We start from the raw sequence: 17,333 nt of genomic DNA on the forward strand, positions 1-17,333 counted from the left end.
GTTTTTATTCAGATAGGATAGGGCAAGGCCGCAGGCGTGGATGCCGCGGAGCGCGGAAAGCCAGTATTGGCATGTGTTGTCAGGCGGCCCAGGGGCCGGTGATCGCCAGAGTCATCGTCGGGCTGTAGGCGTTGACGAACAGGGTCCGCCCATCGGGCGAAAAGCAGGCGCCGGCCAGTTCCGTCTGGCGGCGCAGACGGGCGAGCGGATAGGCTATGCCCTGCGGCGTGATCCCGCGCAGATAGTTGTCCACCACTTCGGCGTACTGATCCTCGCAGACGATCAGGTGGCCATTGGGGGCCACGGTGAGATTGTCGCCATAGCTGAATTCTTCCGGCCCGCGCGATTCGAAGAACAGTTGCAGCCGGTCCCCGCTTTCACCCAAAGCCAAGCGGAACACCTGACCGTAGCGCGCCGCGCCGCCGGAAGTGCAGCAGAAATACAGCTCGCCATTGCCCATGTGGATGCCTTCGCCCCGCGCGAACGGCAATGCGCCCAGCGCCGCGCCGCGCTGGCGCAGATCGTCGTTCGGGCTTTCGGGATCGTCGCAATCGATCCAGCGAACCGAATGCCAGCTATGCGGCTGCATGGTCACACCCTGCCAGTTGCGGCTGTCGGCGGCCGCGTTGGGCAGCAACGCCAGCGCCTGCAGCTGCCCGCCTTCGGACAGCTTGCCCGGAACTTTCGGGATGAAGCGGTACAGCAGCCCATCGTCGCGATCCTCGGTCAGATAGACATGGCCGGTGGCGGGATCGACCGCCGCCGCCTCGTGATTGAACCGCCCCATCGCTTTCAACGGCACAGCCTCCACCTGTGCGGCGGCGTTCGCGGGCACTTCGAAAATCCAGCCGTGATCCTGCCCCGCCTTGTCGCCCGCACGGCTCACATCCTCCTCACAGGTGAGCCAGCTTCCCCAGGGGGTGATGCCGCCCGCGCAATTGCGGATCGTCCCGGCGAGCGAGCGGAACTGGCGCTCGACAGTCAGCGTTGCGGGATCGAGCACCAGCGTGGTCGTCCCGCCCGGCAGGACAGCGCCCGCCAGATGCCGGTCATAGCCGGCCTGCAGATTGCCGCCTGCGTGATCGCCGGGCTTGAGTTCATGATTGCGTACCAGCGCGATCCTGCCGCGCGGCAGCGCGAAGCAGCCCATGCCATCGGCCCGGTCGGGCACCGTGCCGCCATCGTCCATCGCATCGCCCATGCGCGAGATCACCCGGTATGTGAACCCTTCGGGCAGATCGAGCAGTGCCTGCGGGTCTTTGCGCAAGGGGCCATAGAGCGGGATGCCATGGTGCCCTTGCGCCAGCGCCTGCCCGGCCCGGCTGGCAGCGATCAGTGCGGCGAATGCGGCACCGGTGCCCGTGAGCATGGCCCGGCGGCTGGTGGAAAAGGGCGGCAAGGGCGCATCGTGCATCATCGTATCGTGGGCCTGCATATCCTGTCTGCCCTGTCATGCAGGCATGACAGGGGCATGACAAGCGAAGCGGTGCGGCATGCGCGGCGTTCAGCGCCCAGCAAGGATCGCCGGGTCTATCCGTGCCGCCCATCGCCTGGGACCATTCCGCTCGGTTGTCTGTGCCGGGAGAACGGGTTATTTCGCGGCGAAGCAATATTCCGAGGCACGTTTTGAAGCTTATCATCCAGATTCCGTGCTACAATGAAGAGAAGGCCCTGCCCGAGGCGCTGGCGCAATTGCCGCGCAGCCTGCCCGGGATCGATACGGTCGAATGGTTGATTATCAACGATGGCAGCAGCGACCGGACAGTGGAGGTCGCGCGGGCCTGCGGGGTCGATCATATCGTCGATCTTCCGGTGAACATGGGGCTGGCCCATGGGTTCATGGCCGGGCTGGCCCGGGCCGTGGCCGAAGGCGCGGATATCATCGTCAACACCGATGCCGACAATCAGTACGACGCAAGTTGTATCCCCGACCTGATTCAACCGATTCTCGACCGGCGGGCGCAATTCGTGGTGGGCGACCGTCCGATTGCCACGATCGCGCATTTTTCGCCTACCAAGCGCCTGCTGCAAAAACTGGGCAGCGGAGTGGTGAAGCGCGTTTCGACGACGCCGATCAACGATGCGCCCAGCGGTTTCCGTGCGTTGACCCGTGAAGCGGCGATGCGGATCAATATTTTCGACAGTTACACCTATACGCTGGAATCGATCATTCAGGCGGGCCTGTCGAATATCCGTATCGTATCGGTGCCGATCCGCGTGACCGGGGAAACCCGCCCATCCCGGCTGGTGAAATCGATACCCGATTATGTGCGCCGTTCGATGGGTTCGATCCTGCGCACCTATTTCGTTTACAAGCCGTTCAAGGCCTTCTTCTGGCTGTCGCTTGCGCCGCTCCTGCTCGGCCTGCTGTTGATCGGGCGCTGGACCTGGCTGACTTATGTGGTGCCCGATGGGCGGGTCCACCTGCCCAGCCTGGTCGCGGCGGCGATTCTGCTGCTGATCGTGGCGATCATGTGGATCGGCGGATTGCTGGGCGAATTGCTGGGGATCAACCGGCGCTTGCTTGAAAATATCCAGTATACTCTCCGCCGTGCCGATGCGGATGCCCATCCGATGGAAAAGCTGCCCGTTCATGACTGATCCGGCTGCCGCGCCGCTCATGCCCCGTGATGCGCTGGCGCTGCGGGCGCTGGCCGAAATCCCGAAGATTCTCACCTTGCAGGATCGCACGCCGGTCAGCCCCACATACGGCTGTTTCGACCGCGCCTACTGGCATTACCGGATGATGGATTTCCCCTGCGGGATGAGCCAGGAATTCGTTCTGCCGCTGGCGCTCGCCTGGGCGCTGGACATGCCGGGCAACCGCTGGTTCGGCGATCCGGCGCTGCGCGAATGGGCCATCGCGGGAATCCGCTTCGCCGCGCGTTCCGCCCATGCCGATGGATCGTGCGACGATTACTATCCTTTCGAACGGGCGGCGGGCGCGGCGGCTTTCTCGCTTTATGCCGCCTTGCGCGCGGCGGACCTGCTCGATTGCGCTGGCGATCCGGAGATTGCCGCTTTCCTGCGCCTGCGCGGGCGCTGGCTGGCGCATCACAAGGAAAGCGGGCGGCTGTCCAATCACGAGGCGCTGATCGTCAACTGCCTGGCCCGCCTGCGCGCGCTGACAGGGGCGGCGGAATGGGATCGCCCGCTGGCCGAACGCGCCGCGCGGCTGAAAAGCTGGCAGGATGCCGAAGGCTGGTTCGACGAATACGGCGGGGCGGACCCGGGCTATCTCTCCCTGACGATCGGTCTCATGGCGGAAACCGACCGGCTGCGGCCCGATCTGGGCCTGCGCGAACCCTGCGCCCGGGCCATCGCTTTCATCGATCACTTCGTGCATCCCGATGGCAGCGCGGGGGGCGAATACACCAGTCGCGGCACACGCAATTTCTTTCCCCACGGGTTCGAAATAGCCGGGGCCTGGAACGAGGCGGCGCTGCGCATCAACGACCGCGCGCTGACCATGCTCCAGCATGATCGGCATCCCTGCTATGCCGACGATCACATCGTCGGCCACCATGTGTGGAGCTGGATGACGAGCTGGGCCGAATGGCAGCATATGCGCCCGGCGCCGCAACCCCTTCCGCAGGGGCGCATCCATTTCCCCTCGGCGCGGCTGCTTGCCGATCATGCGCCGGGCAGCCACCTGTTTCTCGGCACGTCGCGCGGCGGGGCGTTCAAATTGTTCGGCGACCGAGCGTTGATCCACTCGGACACCGGGCCGACATTGGCAACCGACACCGGCAAAGTGGCGGTGACGCATCTCGAAGGCAGCGTGCTGGCCGAGGAAGGGCCTGACACGCTGGTGATCGAAGGGCGCATGGCCTGGGCCAAGTCGGCGCGGCTGACACCCGCCAAATCGGTGATTCTGCGTGTGTTGATGCTCGGATTTGGGCGGTTCTTCCCCGATCTCGTGCGCCGTATGTTGCAGGCGGTGCTGGTGACAGGGCGCAAGGATGCGCCGTTCACGTTCCGCCGCATCTTCACGCGCGTGCCGGACGGTTGGGCGGTGCGCGATGAAGTGCGCCCCGACCGGGGCTGGCAAGGGATCGCGCGCGCGGGCATCTCCGGTTTCCAGACCTCCACCACCACGATCATGGCGCGCGTCTGGGCGCCCGATCAGGCGCAGCCGTGGCACGATTGCACCGATGCGCTCGCCGCTTTGCCGGACGGCGCGCCGCTGATTGTCGAGCGGCGGTTCGGGGGCGGGCAATGAAACGCTGGAAGAAGCTGATCGGCCTTGCGGTCAGCTTGCTGGTGCTGGCGCTGCTGTGGCGCGCGGTCGATCCCGCCGCGATCTGGGCGGCGATGCGCGGGGCCGATCCGCTGTGGCTGGGTATCGGCCTTGCCATGGTCGTGCCGTTGACGCTGGTCACCGCATGGCGGTTCCGCCTGTTGGCGCGGGCCGATCTGGGCATGGGCGAAGCGACCAGGCTGATCCTGGCCGCTTCCACGCTCAATCTCGCGCTGCCGTCGAAAATGGGCGATGTCGCGAAAGCCTGGGTGCTGGTCTATCGTCACCGCTTCGCGGGTGAACGGGCGTTGTCGCTGGTGGTGTTCGAAAAGATGCTGGATATGGCCTCGCTCCTTGCTTGGGGTGTGCCCGCGCTGCTCTGGGTCGGTGGGCGCGATGCGGCGTACTGGCTGGCCGCCGCCGCCATTGGCGGGCTGTTCCTGCTGCTGGCGCTGCTGCTTGCCCCTGTGCCGCTGACGGCCACATTGCTGCGCCTGCTCGCGCGCTGGGCCCCGGCCCGGCTGGCCCGGCGCATTGCCGCTTTTCAGAACGAATGGACCCGCACGGTGGAATGGTTCTGGGGTGGGCGCCGGGCCGGCGGGATCGTCGCCATGTCGTTTCTGCTGTGGGGCGGGCATCTGTTCCAGTTCTGGCTGTTCGCCCGCGCACTCGGCCCCGCCATGCCTCTGCTCGACAACATGGCGTTCGCCACGCTTGCCATCCTCGCCGGACTGGTGCCCCTGACCGCGGCGGGCATGGGGACGCGCGATGCGGCGATCGTGGGGCTCTATGGCCCGGCGCTGGGGCAAGGGGCGGCGGCGGTGCTCGGCGTGCTGGCCACTTCGCGCTATATCATTCCTGCGCTGGCGGGCCTGCCGTTTCTCGGCGATTACTGGCAGCGTGACAAGCCCCGGCCGGATGCTGTGCCCGGCGCACCCGCACCATGATCGCGCGCGTGGCCGTCGCTTTCGCCGCGCCCGATGGGCGGCATTGGCGGTGGCTCTATGCGGCGTTGGTGGGGGTGCTGGCGCTGAATTTCCTCTGGCGCTTCGGCTTTTTTCTGCCCGGCGCCCACTGGCTGATCGATGACGATGCCCGCCAGTTCCTGAGCTGGACCGCGCGCCTTGCCGATCCAGCCGCCTTGCCGGGCGATCTGTTGGCGGACTATTGGCAATCGGTCACACCGCTGCCGTTCCAGTGGCTGCTGCGGGGCTTTGCCTTGCTGGGCGTGGGCCCGGTCATGGCGGTGAAGATTCTGCCGCTGCTCGTGCTCGGGATCACGGCCGTGCTGGCGTGGAAAGTCGCGCTGGCGCTGACCCGGCATCCGCTGGCGGCGTTCGTCGCGGCATCGGCGGTGCTGTTGATGCTGGCGCGGGCGGACAATCTGATGTCGGGCACGCCGCGCGTGTTTTCCGCGCCACTGGTGCTGCTGTTCCTCTATGGCCTTGCGCGCCAGCGCGCTGCGCCGATGGTGGCGGGCATTGCCGTGCTGGGGGCGGTCTATCCCGCGCCTGCCGTTTCGGCTTTCGGCATGCTCGGGCTCAGCAAGCTGCGCCTGCCGCCGCGCTTCTTCGACTGGTCATGGCGGACGGTGCTGCTGCTGGCCGCGTGCTTTGCCGGGCTGGTGCTGTTGGCGCTGCCTTTCGCGGCGAAAACGGGTACATTCGGCCCGACAATCGATCTTGCGGACGCGCTGACGATGCCGGGCATGGCTTTGCCCACCGGGCGCAGCACGATTGTCGATGGCAGCGGGCATGTGGGCTGGTTGTGTTCCCGCCGCATGGGTTTTGCACCGCTGCTATTTCGCTGCACGGGCGCGGCCGATCCGCGCACCTGGCTGCTCTATGCGCTGTTGATCCTGCCCGCGCTGGCGATGTTCGCGCTGTGGTGGCGGATGGGGCGCAAGCCCGGCCTCGCGCGGTGGAACCCAACGCCGATCTATGCGCTGGCGCTGGGCTCGGCACTAGTCTGTTACACGATTGCCGCGCTGGTCGCATTCCAGCTGCATCTGCCCGGCCGTTACAGCCAGCGGCTGCTCGAAATCACCATGCCGCTGGCGCTGGGGCATTTTCTGGGAATGGCCTGCGTGCTGGCGGTGGCCAAAGGCAGGGCATGCCGCGCGGCCGCGATCATGGCACTGCTGACGCTGGCGTTGTTTGCCGGGGCTGGCATGGTCAAAGCGGGCAGAGTGGCAAAACCGGCCGATCCGGGCGCGATCGTATTCGTCGCCGGATTGCCGGAGGGGGTCCGTATCGGCGGTGTCAGCGATCAACTCGACAGCCTGCCCGCGCTTGCCGGGCGATCCGTGATCGCCACGCCAGAACACGCAATCCCCTATCACAAGGGTTATTTCGGCCGGATCGAAGGGCGGTTGCAGGCCTCCTTGACCATGATCGCCAGCGACGATCCCGCTGTGTTGACGGCCTATGTCCGCCGCTGGGGGATCACGCATATCGCCGTCGACCGTGCCTTTGTCACGGTGGGGGCGCTGCCGCGCGATTATGCCCGGGTCGTGCCCGCGGCGGCCGCGCAGGCGCAGGCCGCCGTGGCGTCTCGCGCTTCCCTGGTGCGCCGTTATGCTGTGGCATGCGCGGTCTATGCCGGGCCGTCGGTCATTCTCGCCGATTCTGCCTGCCTCATACGAAAAGGGGCGGCTGCCCGGTAGCAACCGCCCCTTTCATGCAATCGATCGGGTGATCAGGCGCAGCGTTCGATCACCATGGCGATGCCCTGGCCACCGCCGATGCACATCGTGATCAGACCATACCGGCCGCCGATCCGTTCCAGTTCGTACATCGTCTTCACGGTGATGACCGACCCGGTGGCGCCGACCGCGTGGCCCAGCGAGATACCGCTGCCGTTAGGATTGACCTTCTCCGGCGGGAACTTGAGGTCTTTCGCGACCGCGCAGGCCTGCACGGCGAACGCTTCGTTGGATTCGATCACATCGATATCATCGATGGTCAGGCCGGCACGCTCCAGCGCAATCGGCACGGCGTGGATCGGACCGAGGCCCATCACTTCCGGTGCGACGCCCGCATGACCCCAGGAAATGATCTTGGCCATCGGCTTCAGGCCCTTGGCCTTGACCGCTTCTTCCGAAGCCACGATCACGGCGGCGGCGGCATCGTTGATGCCCGAGGCGTTGCCCGCAGTCACCGTGCCGTCTTTCTTGAACGCGGCTTTCAACGCGCCCATCTGTTCGACCGTGGCATCGCCGCGAACGTGTTCGTCGGTGTCGAACATCACGGTGCCCTTGCGGGTCTTGATTTCGAGCGGGAGAATCTGGCTCTTGAAGCGGCCTTCGGCAATGGCGTGGGCGGCGCGCTTGTGGCTTTCGACTGCCAGCGCATCCTGTTCTTCACGGCCGATGTTATAGCGTTCGGCCACGTTTTCGGCGGTGATGCCCATGTGGCCGTTGCCGAACGGGTCCTGCAGCGACGCCAGCATGGCGTCGATCATCACCATATCACCCATCTTGTTGCCCCAGCGCGCGCTTTTGAGCACATGGGGGGCGTTGCTCATGCTTTCGGTGCCGCCGGCTGCCGCGATATCGGCTTCACCGTCGTCAACGATGCGGGCCGCCAGAATGATCGCTTCGAGGGCCGAACCGCACAGGCGGTTGATAGTGAGAGCGGGGGTGGCGACGGGAATGCCGGCGTTGACCGCCGAAACGCGGGCGAGATACGCGTCGCGGGGCTCGCTTTGGATCACCTGACCGATCACGACATGGCCGATGTCCTCGGGCGTGACTCCAGCGCGGGCGATGGCTTCGCCGAGCACTGCCGTGGCAAGCTGGTCCGGCTTGAAGCTCTTCAGCCCGCCGCCGAAATCGCCGATGGCGGTGCGAACGCCGGAGACCAGGTAAATGGGTTTGAGGGGCACGGTATGTCCTCCGTTAGGAAAGTTGCGACCAGGCGATCCGTTGTCCGCCATTTGCTTGGCGGTGTCCTAGGAGCGCCCGGCCGCAATTTCCAGTCTTTACGACATACCTTTTTGCAGTTGCGAAATCTTGCCCCTGCTCAGGCCGCCTGTGCGGCGGCCTTGACCTTTTCCAGCACCATTTCGGCGTGTTCTTTCCGGCAGATAAGCAGGTCCGGCATATATGTGTCGGCCTGGTTGTAAACCAGCGGAGAACCGTCGATTCGCGAGCAATGCAGGCCAAAAGCCTGCGCCACGGCCACCGGTGCGCAGCTATCCCATTCGAACTGGCCGCCGGAATGGAGATAGATATCCGCTTCGCCGCGAATCACCGCCATCGCCTTCGCACCTGCGGAACCCATCGGCACCAGTTCGGCGCCGATCGCTTCCGCCACGGCCACCGCTTCCGCCGCCGGGCGGGTGCGGCTGACAACCATGCGCAGCGGCTCCCCAGCGGCGGGCAGCGGTGCGGGCTGGTCCGAGCGCAGCACCAGGTCGAGCCCGGGCAGCGCCACCGCGCCGATGGCCGGCGCACCGTCCACCGTCAGGGCGATATGCACCGCCCAGTCGGTGCGTTCCTCACCATATTCACGCGTGCCATCGACCGGATCGATGATCCACACGCGCGATTTGGAAAGGCGTTCTTCGGTGTCCTTGCTTTCTTCCGACAGCAGGCCGTCATCCGCGCGTTGCTCGCGCAGCGCGTTGATGAGGAACTGGTTGGCGGTGACATCGCCCGCCTTGCCCAGCGCCTTGCCCCCGATCAGACCGCTCGCCCGGACCTGCAGCAGAATCTTTCCTGCTGCATCGGCCAGACGGGCGGCAAGATCGGCGTCGTCCTTCACGATCTCGCTGGTGCTGCCGCTCATGACAGCACCTGCTCGACGATCAGTTCAGCGGCCTCTTCGGCGGTCATCGTGGTCGTGTCGACGGTGATTTCCGGGTTTTCAGGCGGCTCGTAGGGACTGTCGATACCGGTGAAGTTCTTCAGTTCACCCGCACGCGCCTTCTTGTAGAGGCCCTTCACGTCGCGGCTTTCGGCCACTTCGAGCGGGGTGTTGACGTGGATTTCCACGAATTCACCTTCGGCCATCATGCTGCGCGCCAGCTGGCGTTCGGCGCGGAAGGGCGAGATGAACGAAGTCAGCACGATCAACCCGGCATCGGTCATCAACCGGGCCACTTCGCCGATACGGCGGATGTTTTCCACCCGGTCGGCATCGGTGAAGCCCAGATCCTTGTTGAGCCCGTGGCGGATGTTGTCCCCATCGAGGATGAAAGTGTGCTTGCCCATGGCATGCAGTTTCTGTTCGACAAGGTTGGCGATGGTCGACTTGCCCGAACCCGACAGGCCGGTGAACCACAGCACGCGCGGACGCTGGTGCTTGATCGCGGCATGCGATTCGCGGCTGACATCGATCGACTGCCAGTGCACGTTCTGTGCCCGGCGCAGCGCGAAGTGGATCGTGCCCGCAGCCACCGTGGCATTGGTCATCCGGTCGATCAGGATGAAGCCGCCCATGTCCTTGCTTTCGGCATAGGGGGCGAAGACCACGCGCTTGTCGGTGCTGAATTCGCACACGCCGATGTCGTTGAGCCCCAGCGTCTTGGCCGCCAGATGCTCCATCGTGTTCACGTCGATGCGGTACTTCGGATGCTGCACCGCGGCCGACACGGTCTGCGTGCCGATCTTCATGATGTAGTTGCGGCCGGGGAGCATTTCCTCGTCCGCCATCCACACGATGGTCGCTTCGAACTGGTCGGCGGCTTCGGCCGGATCGTCCGCCGCGCAGATCACGTCGCCGCGCGAACAGTCGATTTCATCGGCGAACGTCACGGTGATGGACTGGCCCGCCGCCGCTTCGTCGAGATCGCCGTCGAACGTGACGATGCGCGAAATCGTGCTTGTCTTGCCCGAAGGGATCACGCGGATCGCGTCGCCCGGCTTGACCGTGCCCGATGCGATCTGCCCGGCAAAGCCGCGGAAATCGAGATTCGGACGGTTGACCCACTGCACCGGCAGACGGAACGGCCCGGAAGCGCCTTCATCAAGGCCGAGATCGACCGTTTCGAGATGTTCGAGCAGCACCGGCCCTTCGTACCACGCGGTGTTGTCGCTGCGGGTGGTGATATTGTCGCCCGCAAGGCCCGAAATCGGGATCGCGGTGAACTTCTCGATGCCGATCTGCTTCGCGAAATCGCGATAGTCGGCCACGATCCGCTCGAACGTGGACTGATCGTAATCGACGAGATCCATCTTGTTCACGGCCAGCACGATGTGGCGGATGCCGATCTGCTTGGCCAGGAACGAGTGGCGGCGCGTCTGCGTCAGCACGCCCTTGCGCGCATCGGTCAGAATCACGGCCATATCGGCGGTGGAAGCGCCCGTCACCATGTTGCGGGTGTACTGTTCATGGCCGGGGCAATCCGCGACGATGAACTTGCGCTTTTCGGTGGCGAAGAAGCGATAGGCCACGTCGATCGTGATGCCCTGTTCGCGTTCGGCGGCCAGACCGTCGACCAGCAGGGCGAAATCGATTTGCTGCCCCTGCGTGCCGACCTTCTTGCTGTCGCTTTCCAGCGCGGCGAGCTGGTCTTCGAAGATCATCTTCGAATCGTAGAGCAGGCGGCCGATCAGAGTCGACTTGCCGTCATCCACGCTGCCGCAGGTGATGAAGCGCAGCATGGTCTTGTGCTGGTGCACTTCGAGGTACTTGTCGATATCCTCGGCGATCAGCGCGTCGGTCTGATAAACCGGTTCCTGGGTGTTCGTCGTGGCCATCAGAAATACCCCTCCTGCTTCTTTTTCTCCATGCCTGCGCCGCCTTCGTCCTTATCGATGGCGCGGCCCTGCCGTTCCGAGGTCGTCGTCAGCAGCATTTCCTGGATGATTTCGGGCAAGGTCGCCGCTTCGCTTTCCACCGCGCCGGTCAGCGGGTAGCAGCCCAGCGTGCGGAAGCGGATCGAACGTTCGACCGGCACTTCGCCTTCGGCCAGCGGAAAACGGTCGTCATCGACCATCAGCAACAGACCGTCGCGTTCCACCGTCGGGCGCTTGGCCGAGAAGTAGAGCGGCACGATCTCGATGCCTTCGAGATGGATGTACTGCCAGATGTCCAGCTCGGTCCAGTTGGACAGCGGGAACACGCGGATGCTTTCGCCCTTGTTCTTGCGGGCGTTATAAAGCTTCCACAGTTCGGGGCGCTGGTTCTTGGGGTCCCAGCCGTGGTTGGCGTTGCGGAACGAGAAGATGCGCTCTTTCGCGCGGCTCTTTTCCTCGTCACGGCGCGCGCCGCCGAAAGCCGCGTCGAAACCGTACTTGTCGAGCGCCTGCTTGAGGCCTTCGGTCTTCCACATGTCGGTGTGGAGCGCCCCGTGGTCAAACGGGTTGATGCCCTTTTCGAGCGCTTCGGGGTTCTGATAGACGAGCAGTTCCATGCCTGCGTCCCTCGCCGCCTTGTCGCGCAGCTTGTACATGTCCTGGAATTTCCAGGTCGTGTCGACATGCAGCAGCGGGAACGGCGGCGGCGCCGGATAGAACGCCTTCTTCGCAAGGTGCAGCATCACAGCCGAATCCTTGCCCACCGAATAAAGCATGACCGGGTTTTCCACCTCGGCCACGACTTCGCGCATGATATGGATACTTTCGGCTTCAAGCCGTTGCAAATGGGTCATCGTCATCTGGTGATGGTCCCTTCTTCCTGTCCCGACGAGTGCGCCTGGTGATTCCAAAGTACGGCACACGGTGGCTGCGATCTAGACAGTGATTCTCGACATGTAGCCTCCCATATGGGAGTATGTAATCGAGAGGACAGAAACCGCATGCTCACCGCCCGCGACGAAGACGATCTGCTGACCGCGCTCTATGCGGGGTCGTTCGACCAGCCCTTGTGGCAGACGTTTCTCGACCGGCTGCGCGCGCGGCTGGGCGCGCGCTTTGCCGGGATCATCTTCCGCCCGCCGGATCGCCCACCCAACAGCCCGGTGGAACTGTTTTCCGGCACGCGCGCGCCGCCTGCGCTCAATCAGCTCTACCGCGAGGAATTGTATAAGAACGATCCCTTCCTCGGCTTCCAGATGCGCGAAGGACGGGTCTATTCGCTGCCTGAACTGTTTATCGATGGCGATCCGGTGCACGAGACATTCCGCCGCGATGTCCTGGCGCCCAGCGGGATTCGGTTCATGCGGCTGGTGCGGGTCTCGGAACCGAGCGGAGTCAGCACCTGGCTCAGCGTCTCGCGCGACCGGAGCGATTTTTCGGCGGCGGATTCGGCGCTGCTCAGCCGCCTGGCGACGCATTTCCGCATCGCCTTGCGCAGCCATATCGCGCTGGAACGGGAAAGGATGCGGTCCAGCATCGCCGATGACATGATGCGCCGTCTGGCGTTCGGCTGGATCAGCCTCGATGCCAACGGTTGCGTGGTGGAAGTGACGCCGCAGGCGCAGCGCATGCTGCAATATGGGCAGGGATTGCGGATTGCCCGCAACGGGCGTCTGGTGGCCTCGGATCCGCAGATCGACCGCAAGTTGTCCGCCGCGATCAAGGATCTGGCCTCGGCCCCCGGCGGGCGGCCCCGGGCAATGAGCATCAGCACCGACCCATGGGGGGAAATGCTGCTCGCCCCCGTCAGCGGGGAAGTCACGGGCACGGCGGGCACGCCGGCGATGATCGCCTACCTGCAAGGCGATACCCAGTCCGAATCCGACCGCTACGAACAGATTGCCGAACTGTTCGGCCTTCTGCCCAGCGAAGCGCGGCTTGCGCTGGCGCTCAGCCGGGGCATGTCCATTGCAGAAGCGGCGCAGAGCCTTGGCATCACCGTGGAAACCGCGCGAAACTATTCGAAGAAAATCTATGCCAAGATGGGCGCGCGGGGGCAGAACGATCTGATCCGCTATATCCTCACCAGCGTGCTTGCGCTGGCGTGAACCTTCCCATCGCGCGGTATTGCGGCGATAATGGCGGAAAAATCACAGCAGGAAAGAGATCATGCCGCTGACCATCCACCAGTTCCCGTGCCTGAGCGACAATTACGGCTTCCTCGTGCGCGATGGGGAAAGCGAGCGGGTTGCCTGTATCGATACGCCCGATGCCGCAGCGATCATCGCCGCGGCGGAAGCGCAGGGCTGGGGCATTGATCTGGTGCTCAACACCCATTGGCATCCCGATCATGCCGGGGGCAATGCGGCGATCAAGGCCCGGTTCGGCGCAGAACTGATCGGCCCGCGGGAAGTGCTAGCGCATTACCCGCTCGACCGGGAGGTGGGCGATGGCGATACCGTGGCGCTCGGCGGCACGCAGTTTGCCGTGCTCGACACCGGCGGGCATACGCTGGGCCATATCAGCTATTACGATGCAGCGGATGGAGTCGTGTTTGTCGGCGATACGCTGTTCCCGCTGGGATGCGGCCGGCTGTTCGAAGGAACGCCGCAACAGATGTGGGCCAGCCTGTCGCGGCTGGCGGAACTGCCGGCGGAGACGGTGGTGTACAGCGCGCATGAGTACACGCTCGCCAACGGGCGGTTCGCGCTTTCCGTCGATCCCGCGCCCGATCTGGCGGCGCGAATGGCGCAAGTGCGCGCGGCGCGCGAGCGGGGGGAGCCGACCGTGCCGACGACGATTGCGGCTGAACGTGCAACCAACCCGTTCCTGCGCGCTCCCCTGCTCAGTGCGGAGCATGAGCCGGCAGCGGCTTTTGCCCAACTGCGCGCGCTGAAGGACAATTTCAAAGGCTAGCACCGGCGGAGCCGGCGATCGCGGTGGCGGTCAGCGGTCGGCCGGAAGGACGGGAGAATCGAGTTTTCGCCAAGCCATGATTCCGGCGAAGAAATAGGCCGTGGCCCCGGAAATCGCGATTGCCCAGCCGATACCCACGGCGCTGTGGCTGTCGGCGAACATCGCCACGAAAATGGCCATGACCCCCAGCGAGAGGAGCTTGGCCACCAGCGCTTGCCGGGCGTTGCCGGTGGAATGCAGCACGGGTTCGAAAGCCACGCTGGCCAGTTCGAATGCCGCGCCGACCGTCAGGGGAATCAGAATCGCATGGGCCGCGCCGAAATCGTCGCCGCCGAGCAGCGCCAGCAACTGCTTGCCGAGCAGGACCGAAAGCACGACGACCAGCGCACTGGCCGCGCCCGCCAGCAGGCTGGTGTGCACCACCAGCTTGCGGAATTCGTCCGACGCGGCGGCAAAGCGGGCGCGGGCGATTTCGGCATAGGCAGACCGGGTGAGCAGCGTGGAGAGCTTACCCAGGCCCTGGCTCAATTGCTGGGCGAGGCGGAACAGGCCCGCCGCCTTGGTGCCGGCGAAATAGCCGACCGCGAGCAGCGGCCCGTTACGGATCGCCGCGTCCACCGTGGCGGTGGCGAAAGTGATGAGGAAGAAACGGACGATCCCGAGGTTTTCGTGCAGCGCCCGCCGCCAGTCGCGCATCACCCGCCAGTTGATCGCTTCGGGGGCGAGACGGCGCGCCAGCAGCCAGTAGAGCAGCGCTTCGATGAGATCGATCACCGCCCAGGCGATCAGGAAACGAATAAGGCTGGGTTCGGTGAGCCAGATGGCGACGGCGGCGATCAGCCGGCCGATCGGCACCACCGCTTCGACATATGTCGCCGCATCGAACCGGTCGAGCGCGCGCACGATGCCGGTCGGAGCCGAGACCAGCGCCCATATCGCCGCGACGTTGAACCAGAACGCGGTCTGGACCAGATCGGGATTGATATCCAGCGCGTCGCTGAACTGGAAGAACACCACCCAGGCGATCAGTGTCCCGGTGATCGCGCCGAGAATATCGAGCAATCCGCACAAGGCGCTGAGGCGGCCGAAAGCGCCCCAATCCTTGTTGTGGACGTATTCCGCGCCATAGCGCACCACGATCCGCCAGGTCTGGAACCCGGCCAGCGCCACAAGCGCCTGCGATGTGCCGAAAATCAGCGAAAAGTGGCCGAAACCCTTGATCCCGAGCGTACGGGTGAGAATCGCCAGATAGAGCAGGCTGCAAATCGCACCAAACCCTTTGCCCCCCAACAGCCAGACGGTGTTGGTGAGCATGCGGCCCAGCAGGGATTGGGGCATTGGTCGCGAGCGGGCCTTCGGCGGCATTGCCATAGCCTTTGGACGACGCGCCGGTTTTGCGCAAGCGGCATCGGCAGGGGAGGGGGCAGGGAGGGGCAAGGGTGGCCCGCTGTCGGACAGGAAGGCAGGGACGGCGAAGCCGATAAACCGTGAGCTGTGCGCGGCGAAAACATATTCGCTTCATTCCGGGCCGATCACGCACTAGAGCAACGGCGATGATTGAACACGCCATACTGCTCAGCGCCGGGCAAGGCTCGCGCATGTTGCCGCTCACGGTTGACCGACCCAAATGCCTGATCGAGTTTTCGGGCCGCTCCCTGTTGGCCTGGCAGATAGAGATGCTGGCGCGGGGGGGCGTGCGCCGGATCGACGTGGTGACCGGCTTCATGACCGATATGGTCGATGAGGCGATCGCTGCGATCGATGATCCCCGGGTGGAGATCCGCACCCGTTTCAATCCGTTCTACAAAGTGGCCGACAATCTCGGGTCATGCTGGATCGCACGCGAGGCAATGCACGGCGATTTCCTGATTCTCAACGGCGATACCCTGGTGTCGGACGAGATTGTGGCCAAAGTGCAGGAAGACAACGGCTGGCCGATCGCGGTGACGGTGGATGTCAAGGACAGCTACGACAGCGACGATATGAAAGTGGCCCGCGAAGGCGAACGGTTGATCCGCATCGGCAAAACGCTGAGCGCGGAAGAAACCAATGCCGAATCGATCGGTTTCCTTGCTTTCCGCCGGGAAGGCGCGGCGCTGTTCCGTGAAGCAGTGCGCGCTGCGATGCGCACGCCTGAAGGGGTGCAGCACTGGTATCTCAAAGTGATCGACAGTCTGGCACCCACCGGAAAAGTGGGCACGGTGGCGATTGAGGGGCTGGGCTGGGCCGAAGTCGATTTCCTTAACGATATCGAGATCGCAACCGGTCTGACCGATCAGTGGGCCGCCGCCGCAGGCTGATCGGCGTCCGCCAGTTCGGCGAACAGCCGCGCGTAGGCGTCCAGCGTCTTGCCGATGTCGAAATCCTGCACTCTCGTGCTGGGCTCTATCCGGGTTGCCGGATCGCACTGGCGCAGGATCGCCTCGGCCATAGCGTCCGCATCCGCAGGATCGACCAGCACGCCATAGCGCCCGTCATCGACCACTTCGGCGGCATTGCCCGCCGTGCGCGATGCGACCACCGGAGTCCCGCAGGCCATCGCTTCCAGCAGGACATTGGCCGATCCTTCCCAGAAGGAAGGCAGGACCAGCGCCGTGGCGCGGGCGATATAGGGGAACGGATTGGCCACCCGGCCAACGAAATCGAGCGCGCCGGTCAGACCCAGCGAAGCGGCCAACTGCTCAAGCTCCGCTCGTTTCTCGGGTGAGCCGCCACCCAGCAGGATCAGCCGCAGGTCCCGCGTCTGGCGGGCCCGGGCGAGCGCACGGAGCAAAGTGGGGAAATTCTTCTGTTGCACCAGCCGGCCCACGGCGATCAGCACCGGAATATCTTCATCGAACCACGGATGGCCGGCAGGGGCATCCTTCTGCGCGGCGACCGCTGCCAGCGGCACGCCGTTGCGGATGACCATCGCCTTGCCCTTGCGCAATGCGCGGCTCAGCACCGCTTCCCGGGCGAGGTTGGGCGAAACCAGTACCAGCTTTGCCGCATCGCGGGCGATCCATCCCGCGACCAATCGCCGCCGGAGCGCGCCGGGCAGCGCGCTGAGATTGCCCGATTTGTGTGCCAGATCGTTGCTGATGCGATAGACGCGCAGCGGCCGTTCCAGCCCCCGCGTGGCGAGCAGGCATGGCAGATGCGCGTGATTGCCTGCCGAAAGCAGGATGTCGGGCGGATTGTCCCTTATCAGCGCGCGCAGACGGGGAACGGCCCGGATCAAGGCTCGTGAACGCCGGGCGCGGGTTTCCTTGCCGGTCAGCAGGACATCGCGTGCGATCCCTTCCGCCGCGCTGGCCAGATCGCCCCCTTCGTGTCCCAGCAGCAGGCGCACCCGCCACCCGGCCACTTCCTGCATATGGTGGGCGATGGCCAGCGCGTTGCGGACGACGCCGGTGGCGGAAAGATCATGAACGAAAATAGCGATGGAAGGCATAC

Annotated in this window: 14 protein-coding genes; 7 read left to right on the forward strand and 7 right to left on the reverse strand. The window is 64.8% G+C overall.

The window, feature by feature from the left end; all coding sequences use genetic code 11:
* Window positions 1–79: 79 nt before the first annotated feature.
* Window positions 80–1,435 (reverse strand): alkaline phosphatase PhoX, encoded by a 1,356-nt coding sequence (locus tag K5X80_RS02790; RefSeq protein WP_222559339.1) that lies wholly within the window; start codon window positions 1,433–1,435, stop codon window positions 80–82.
* A 191-nt stretch (window positions 1,436–1,626) separates the two neighbouring features.
* Between K5X80_RS02790 and K5X80_RS02795 the strand changes: the two genes are divergently transcribed.
* Genes K5X80_RS02795 through K5X80_RS02810 form a run of 4 tightly spaced genes read left to right on the forward strand, consistent with a single transcriptional unit; the run spans window position 1,627 to window position 6,905 of the window.
* Entirely contained in the window at window positions 1,627–2,601 is a 975-nt protein-coding gene (locus K5X80_RS02795) for a glycosyltransferase family 2 protein (RefSeq protein WP_222559340.1), read from the forward strand.
* The gene (locus K5X80_RS02800; RefSeq protein WP_222559341.1) at window positions 2,594–4,222 is read left to right on the forward strand and encodes a hypothetical protein; all 1,629 of its coding nucleotides are present in this window, start codon (window positions 2,594–2,596) and stop codon (window positions 4,220–4,222) included. The genes K5X80_RS02795 and K5X80_RS02800 overlap by 8 nt, the downstream gene beginning before the upstream one ends.
* Window positions 4,219–5,187, forward strand: a complete 969-nt coding sequence (locus K5X80_RS02805) for a lysylphosphatidylglycerol synthase transmembrane domain-containing protein (protein ID WP_222559342.1) — start codon at window positions 4,219–4,221, stop codon at window positions 5,185–5,187. Before K5X80_RS02800 ends, K5X80_RS02805 begins: the two co-directional genes overlap by 4 nt.
* On the forward strand, window positions 5,184–6,905 hold the full coding sequence (locus tag K5X80_RS02810) for a hypothetical protein (RefSeq protein WP_222559343.1): 1,722 nt from the start codon (window positions 5,184–5,186) through the stop codon (window positions 6,903–6,905). Before K5X80_RS02805 ends, K5X80_RS02810 begins: the two co-directional genes overlap by 4 nt.
* A gap of 32 nt (window positions 6,906–6,937) precedes the next feature.
* Here the strand turns inward: K5X80_RS02810 and bktB are convergent, their stop codons facing one another.
* The 4 genes from bktB to cysD all read right to left on the reverse strand — a co-directional run bounded on the left by bktB (window position 6,938) and on the right by cysD (window position 11,842).
* The gene (gene bktB, locus K5X80_RS02815) at window positions 6,938–8,125 is read right to left on the reverse strand and encodes a beta-ketothiolase BktB (protein WP_261390605.1); all 1,188 of its coding nucleotides are present in this window, start codon (window positions 8,123–8,125) and stop codon (window positions 6,938–6,940) included.
* Window positions 8,126–8,262: 137 nt separating this feature from the next.
* The gene (locus K5X80_RS02820; RefSeq protein WP_222559345.1) at window positions 8,263–9,030 is read right to left on the reverse strand and encodes a 3'(2'),5'-bisphosphate nucleotidase CysQ; all 768 of its coding nucleotides are present in this window, start codon (window positions 9,028–9,030) and stop codon (window positions 8,263–8,265) included.
* Window positions 9,027–10,943, reverse strand: a complete 1,917-nt coding sequence (gene cysN, locus K5X80_RS02825; RefSeq protein WP_222559346.1) for a sulfate adenylyltransferase subunit CysN — start codon at window positions 10,941–10,943, stop codon at window positions 9,027–9,029. Before cysN ends, K5X80_RS02820 begins: the two co-directional genes overlap by 4 nt.
* The gene (gene cysD, locus K5X80_RS02830) at window positions 10,943–11,842 is read right to left on the reverse strand and encodes a sulfate adenylyltransferase subunit CysD (protein WP_222559347.1); all 900 of its coding nucleotides are present in this window, start codon (window positions 11,840–11,842) and stop codon (window positions 10,943–10,945) included. The genes cysN and cysD overlap by 1 nt, the downstream gene beginning before the upstream one ends.
* Before the next feature lie 141 nt (window positions 11,843–11,983).
* Here cysD and K5X80_RS02835 point away from each other — a divergent pair, with 141 nt between their 5' ends.
* Window positions 11,984–13,090, forward strand: coding sequence for a helix-turn-helix transcriptional regulator (locus tag K5X80_RS02835; protein WP_222559348.1), 1,107 nt, complete (start codon window positions 11,984–11,986; stop codon window positions 13,088–13,090).
* A gap of 61 nt (window positions 13,091–13,151) precedes the next feature.
* Entirely contained in the window at window positions 13,152–13,898 is a 747-nt protein-coding gene (gene gloB, locus K5X80_RS02840) for a hydroxyacylglutathione hydrolase (protein ID WP_222559349.1), read from the forward strand.
* A gap of 30 nt (window positions 13,899–13,928) precedes the next feature.
* Here gloB and K5X80_RS02845 read toward each other — a convergent pair whose 3' ends face one another.
* Window positions 13,929–15,236 (reverse strand): lipopolysaccharide biosynthesis protein, encoded by a 1,308-nt coding sequence (locus tag K5X80_RS02845; RefSeq protein WP_222559350.1) that lies wholly within the window; start codon window positions 15,234–15,236, stop codon window positions 13,929–13,931.
* 215 nt (window positions 15,237–15,451) lie between these two features.
* Here K5X80_RS02845 and K5X80_RS02850 point away from each other — a divergent pair, with 215 nt between their 5' ends.
* Window positions 15,452–16,198 (forward strand): phosphocholine cytidylyltransferase family protein, encoded by a 747-nt coding sequence (locus K5X80_RS02850; protein ID WP_222559351.1) that lies wholly within the window; start codon window positions 15,452–15,454, stop codon window positions 16,196–16,198.
* Here K5X80_RS02850 and K5X80_RS02855 read toward each other — a convergent pair.
* Window positions 16,174–17,331, reverse strand: a complete 1,158-nt coding sequence (locus tag K5X80_RS02855; protein WP_222559352.1) for a glycosyltransferase — start codon at window positions 17,329–17,331, stop codon at window positions 16,174–16,176. The two genes, K5X80_RS02850 and K5X80_RS02855, sit on opposite strands and share 25 nt — an antisense overlap.
* Window positions 17,332–17,333: the final 2 nt, after the last annotated feature.

The sequence above is a fragment of the Caenibius sp. WL genome (assembly GCF_019803445.1).
Lineage (GTDB): Bacteria > Pseudomonadota > Alphaproteobacteria > Sphingomonadales > Sphingomonadaceae > Caenibius.

Coding starts and splice junctions, on each gene's coding strand:
- K5X80_RS02790 (WP_222559339.1), bottom strand. CDS start 1,435: ATGCAGGCCCACGATACGATGATGCACGATGCGCCCTTGCCGCCCTTT.
- K5X80_RS02800 (WP_222559341.1), top strand. CDS start 2,594: ATGACTGATCCGGCTGCCGCGCCGCTCATGCCCCGTGATGCGCTGGCG.
- K5X80_RS02805 (WP_222559342.1), top strand. CDS start 4,219: ATGAAACGCTGGAAGAAGCTGATCGGCCTTGCGGTCAGCTTGCTGGTG.
- K5X80_RS02810 (WP_222559343.1), top strand. CDS start 5,184: ATGATCGCGCGCGTGGCCGTCGCTTTCGCCGCGCCCGATGGGCGGCAT.
- K5X80_RS02820 (WP_222559345.1), bottom strand. CDS start 9,030: ATGAGCGGCAGCACCAGCGAGATCGTGAAGGACGACGCCGATCTTGCC.
- cysN (WP_222559346.1), bottom strand. CDS start 10,943: ATGGCCACGACGAACACCCAGGAACCGGTTTATCAGACCGACGCGCTG.
- cysD (WP_222559347.1), bottom strand. CDS start 11,842: ATGACGATGACCCATTTGCAACGGCTTGAAGCCGAAAGTATCCATATC.
- K5X80_RS02835 (WP_222559348.1), top strand. CDS start 11,984: ATGCTCACCGCCCGCGACGAAGACGATCTGCTGACCGCGCTCTATGCG.
- gloB (WP_222559349.1), top strand. CDS start 13,152: ATGCCGCTGACCATCCACCAGTTCCCGTGCCTGAGCGACAATTACGGC.
- K5X80_RS02845 (WP_222559350.1), bottom strand. CDS start 15,236: ATGCCCCAATCCCTGCTGGGCCGCATGCTCACCAACACCGTCTGGCTG.
- K5X80_RS02850 (WP_222559351.1), top strand. CDS start 15,452: ATGATTGAACACGCCATACTGCTCAGCGCCGGGCAAGGCTCGCGCATG.
- K5X80_RS02855 (WP_222559352.1), bottom strand. CDS start 17,331: ATGCCTTCCATCGCTATTTTCGTTCATGATCTTTCCGCCACCGGCGTC.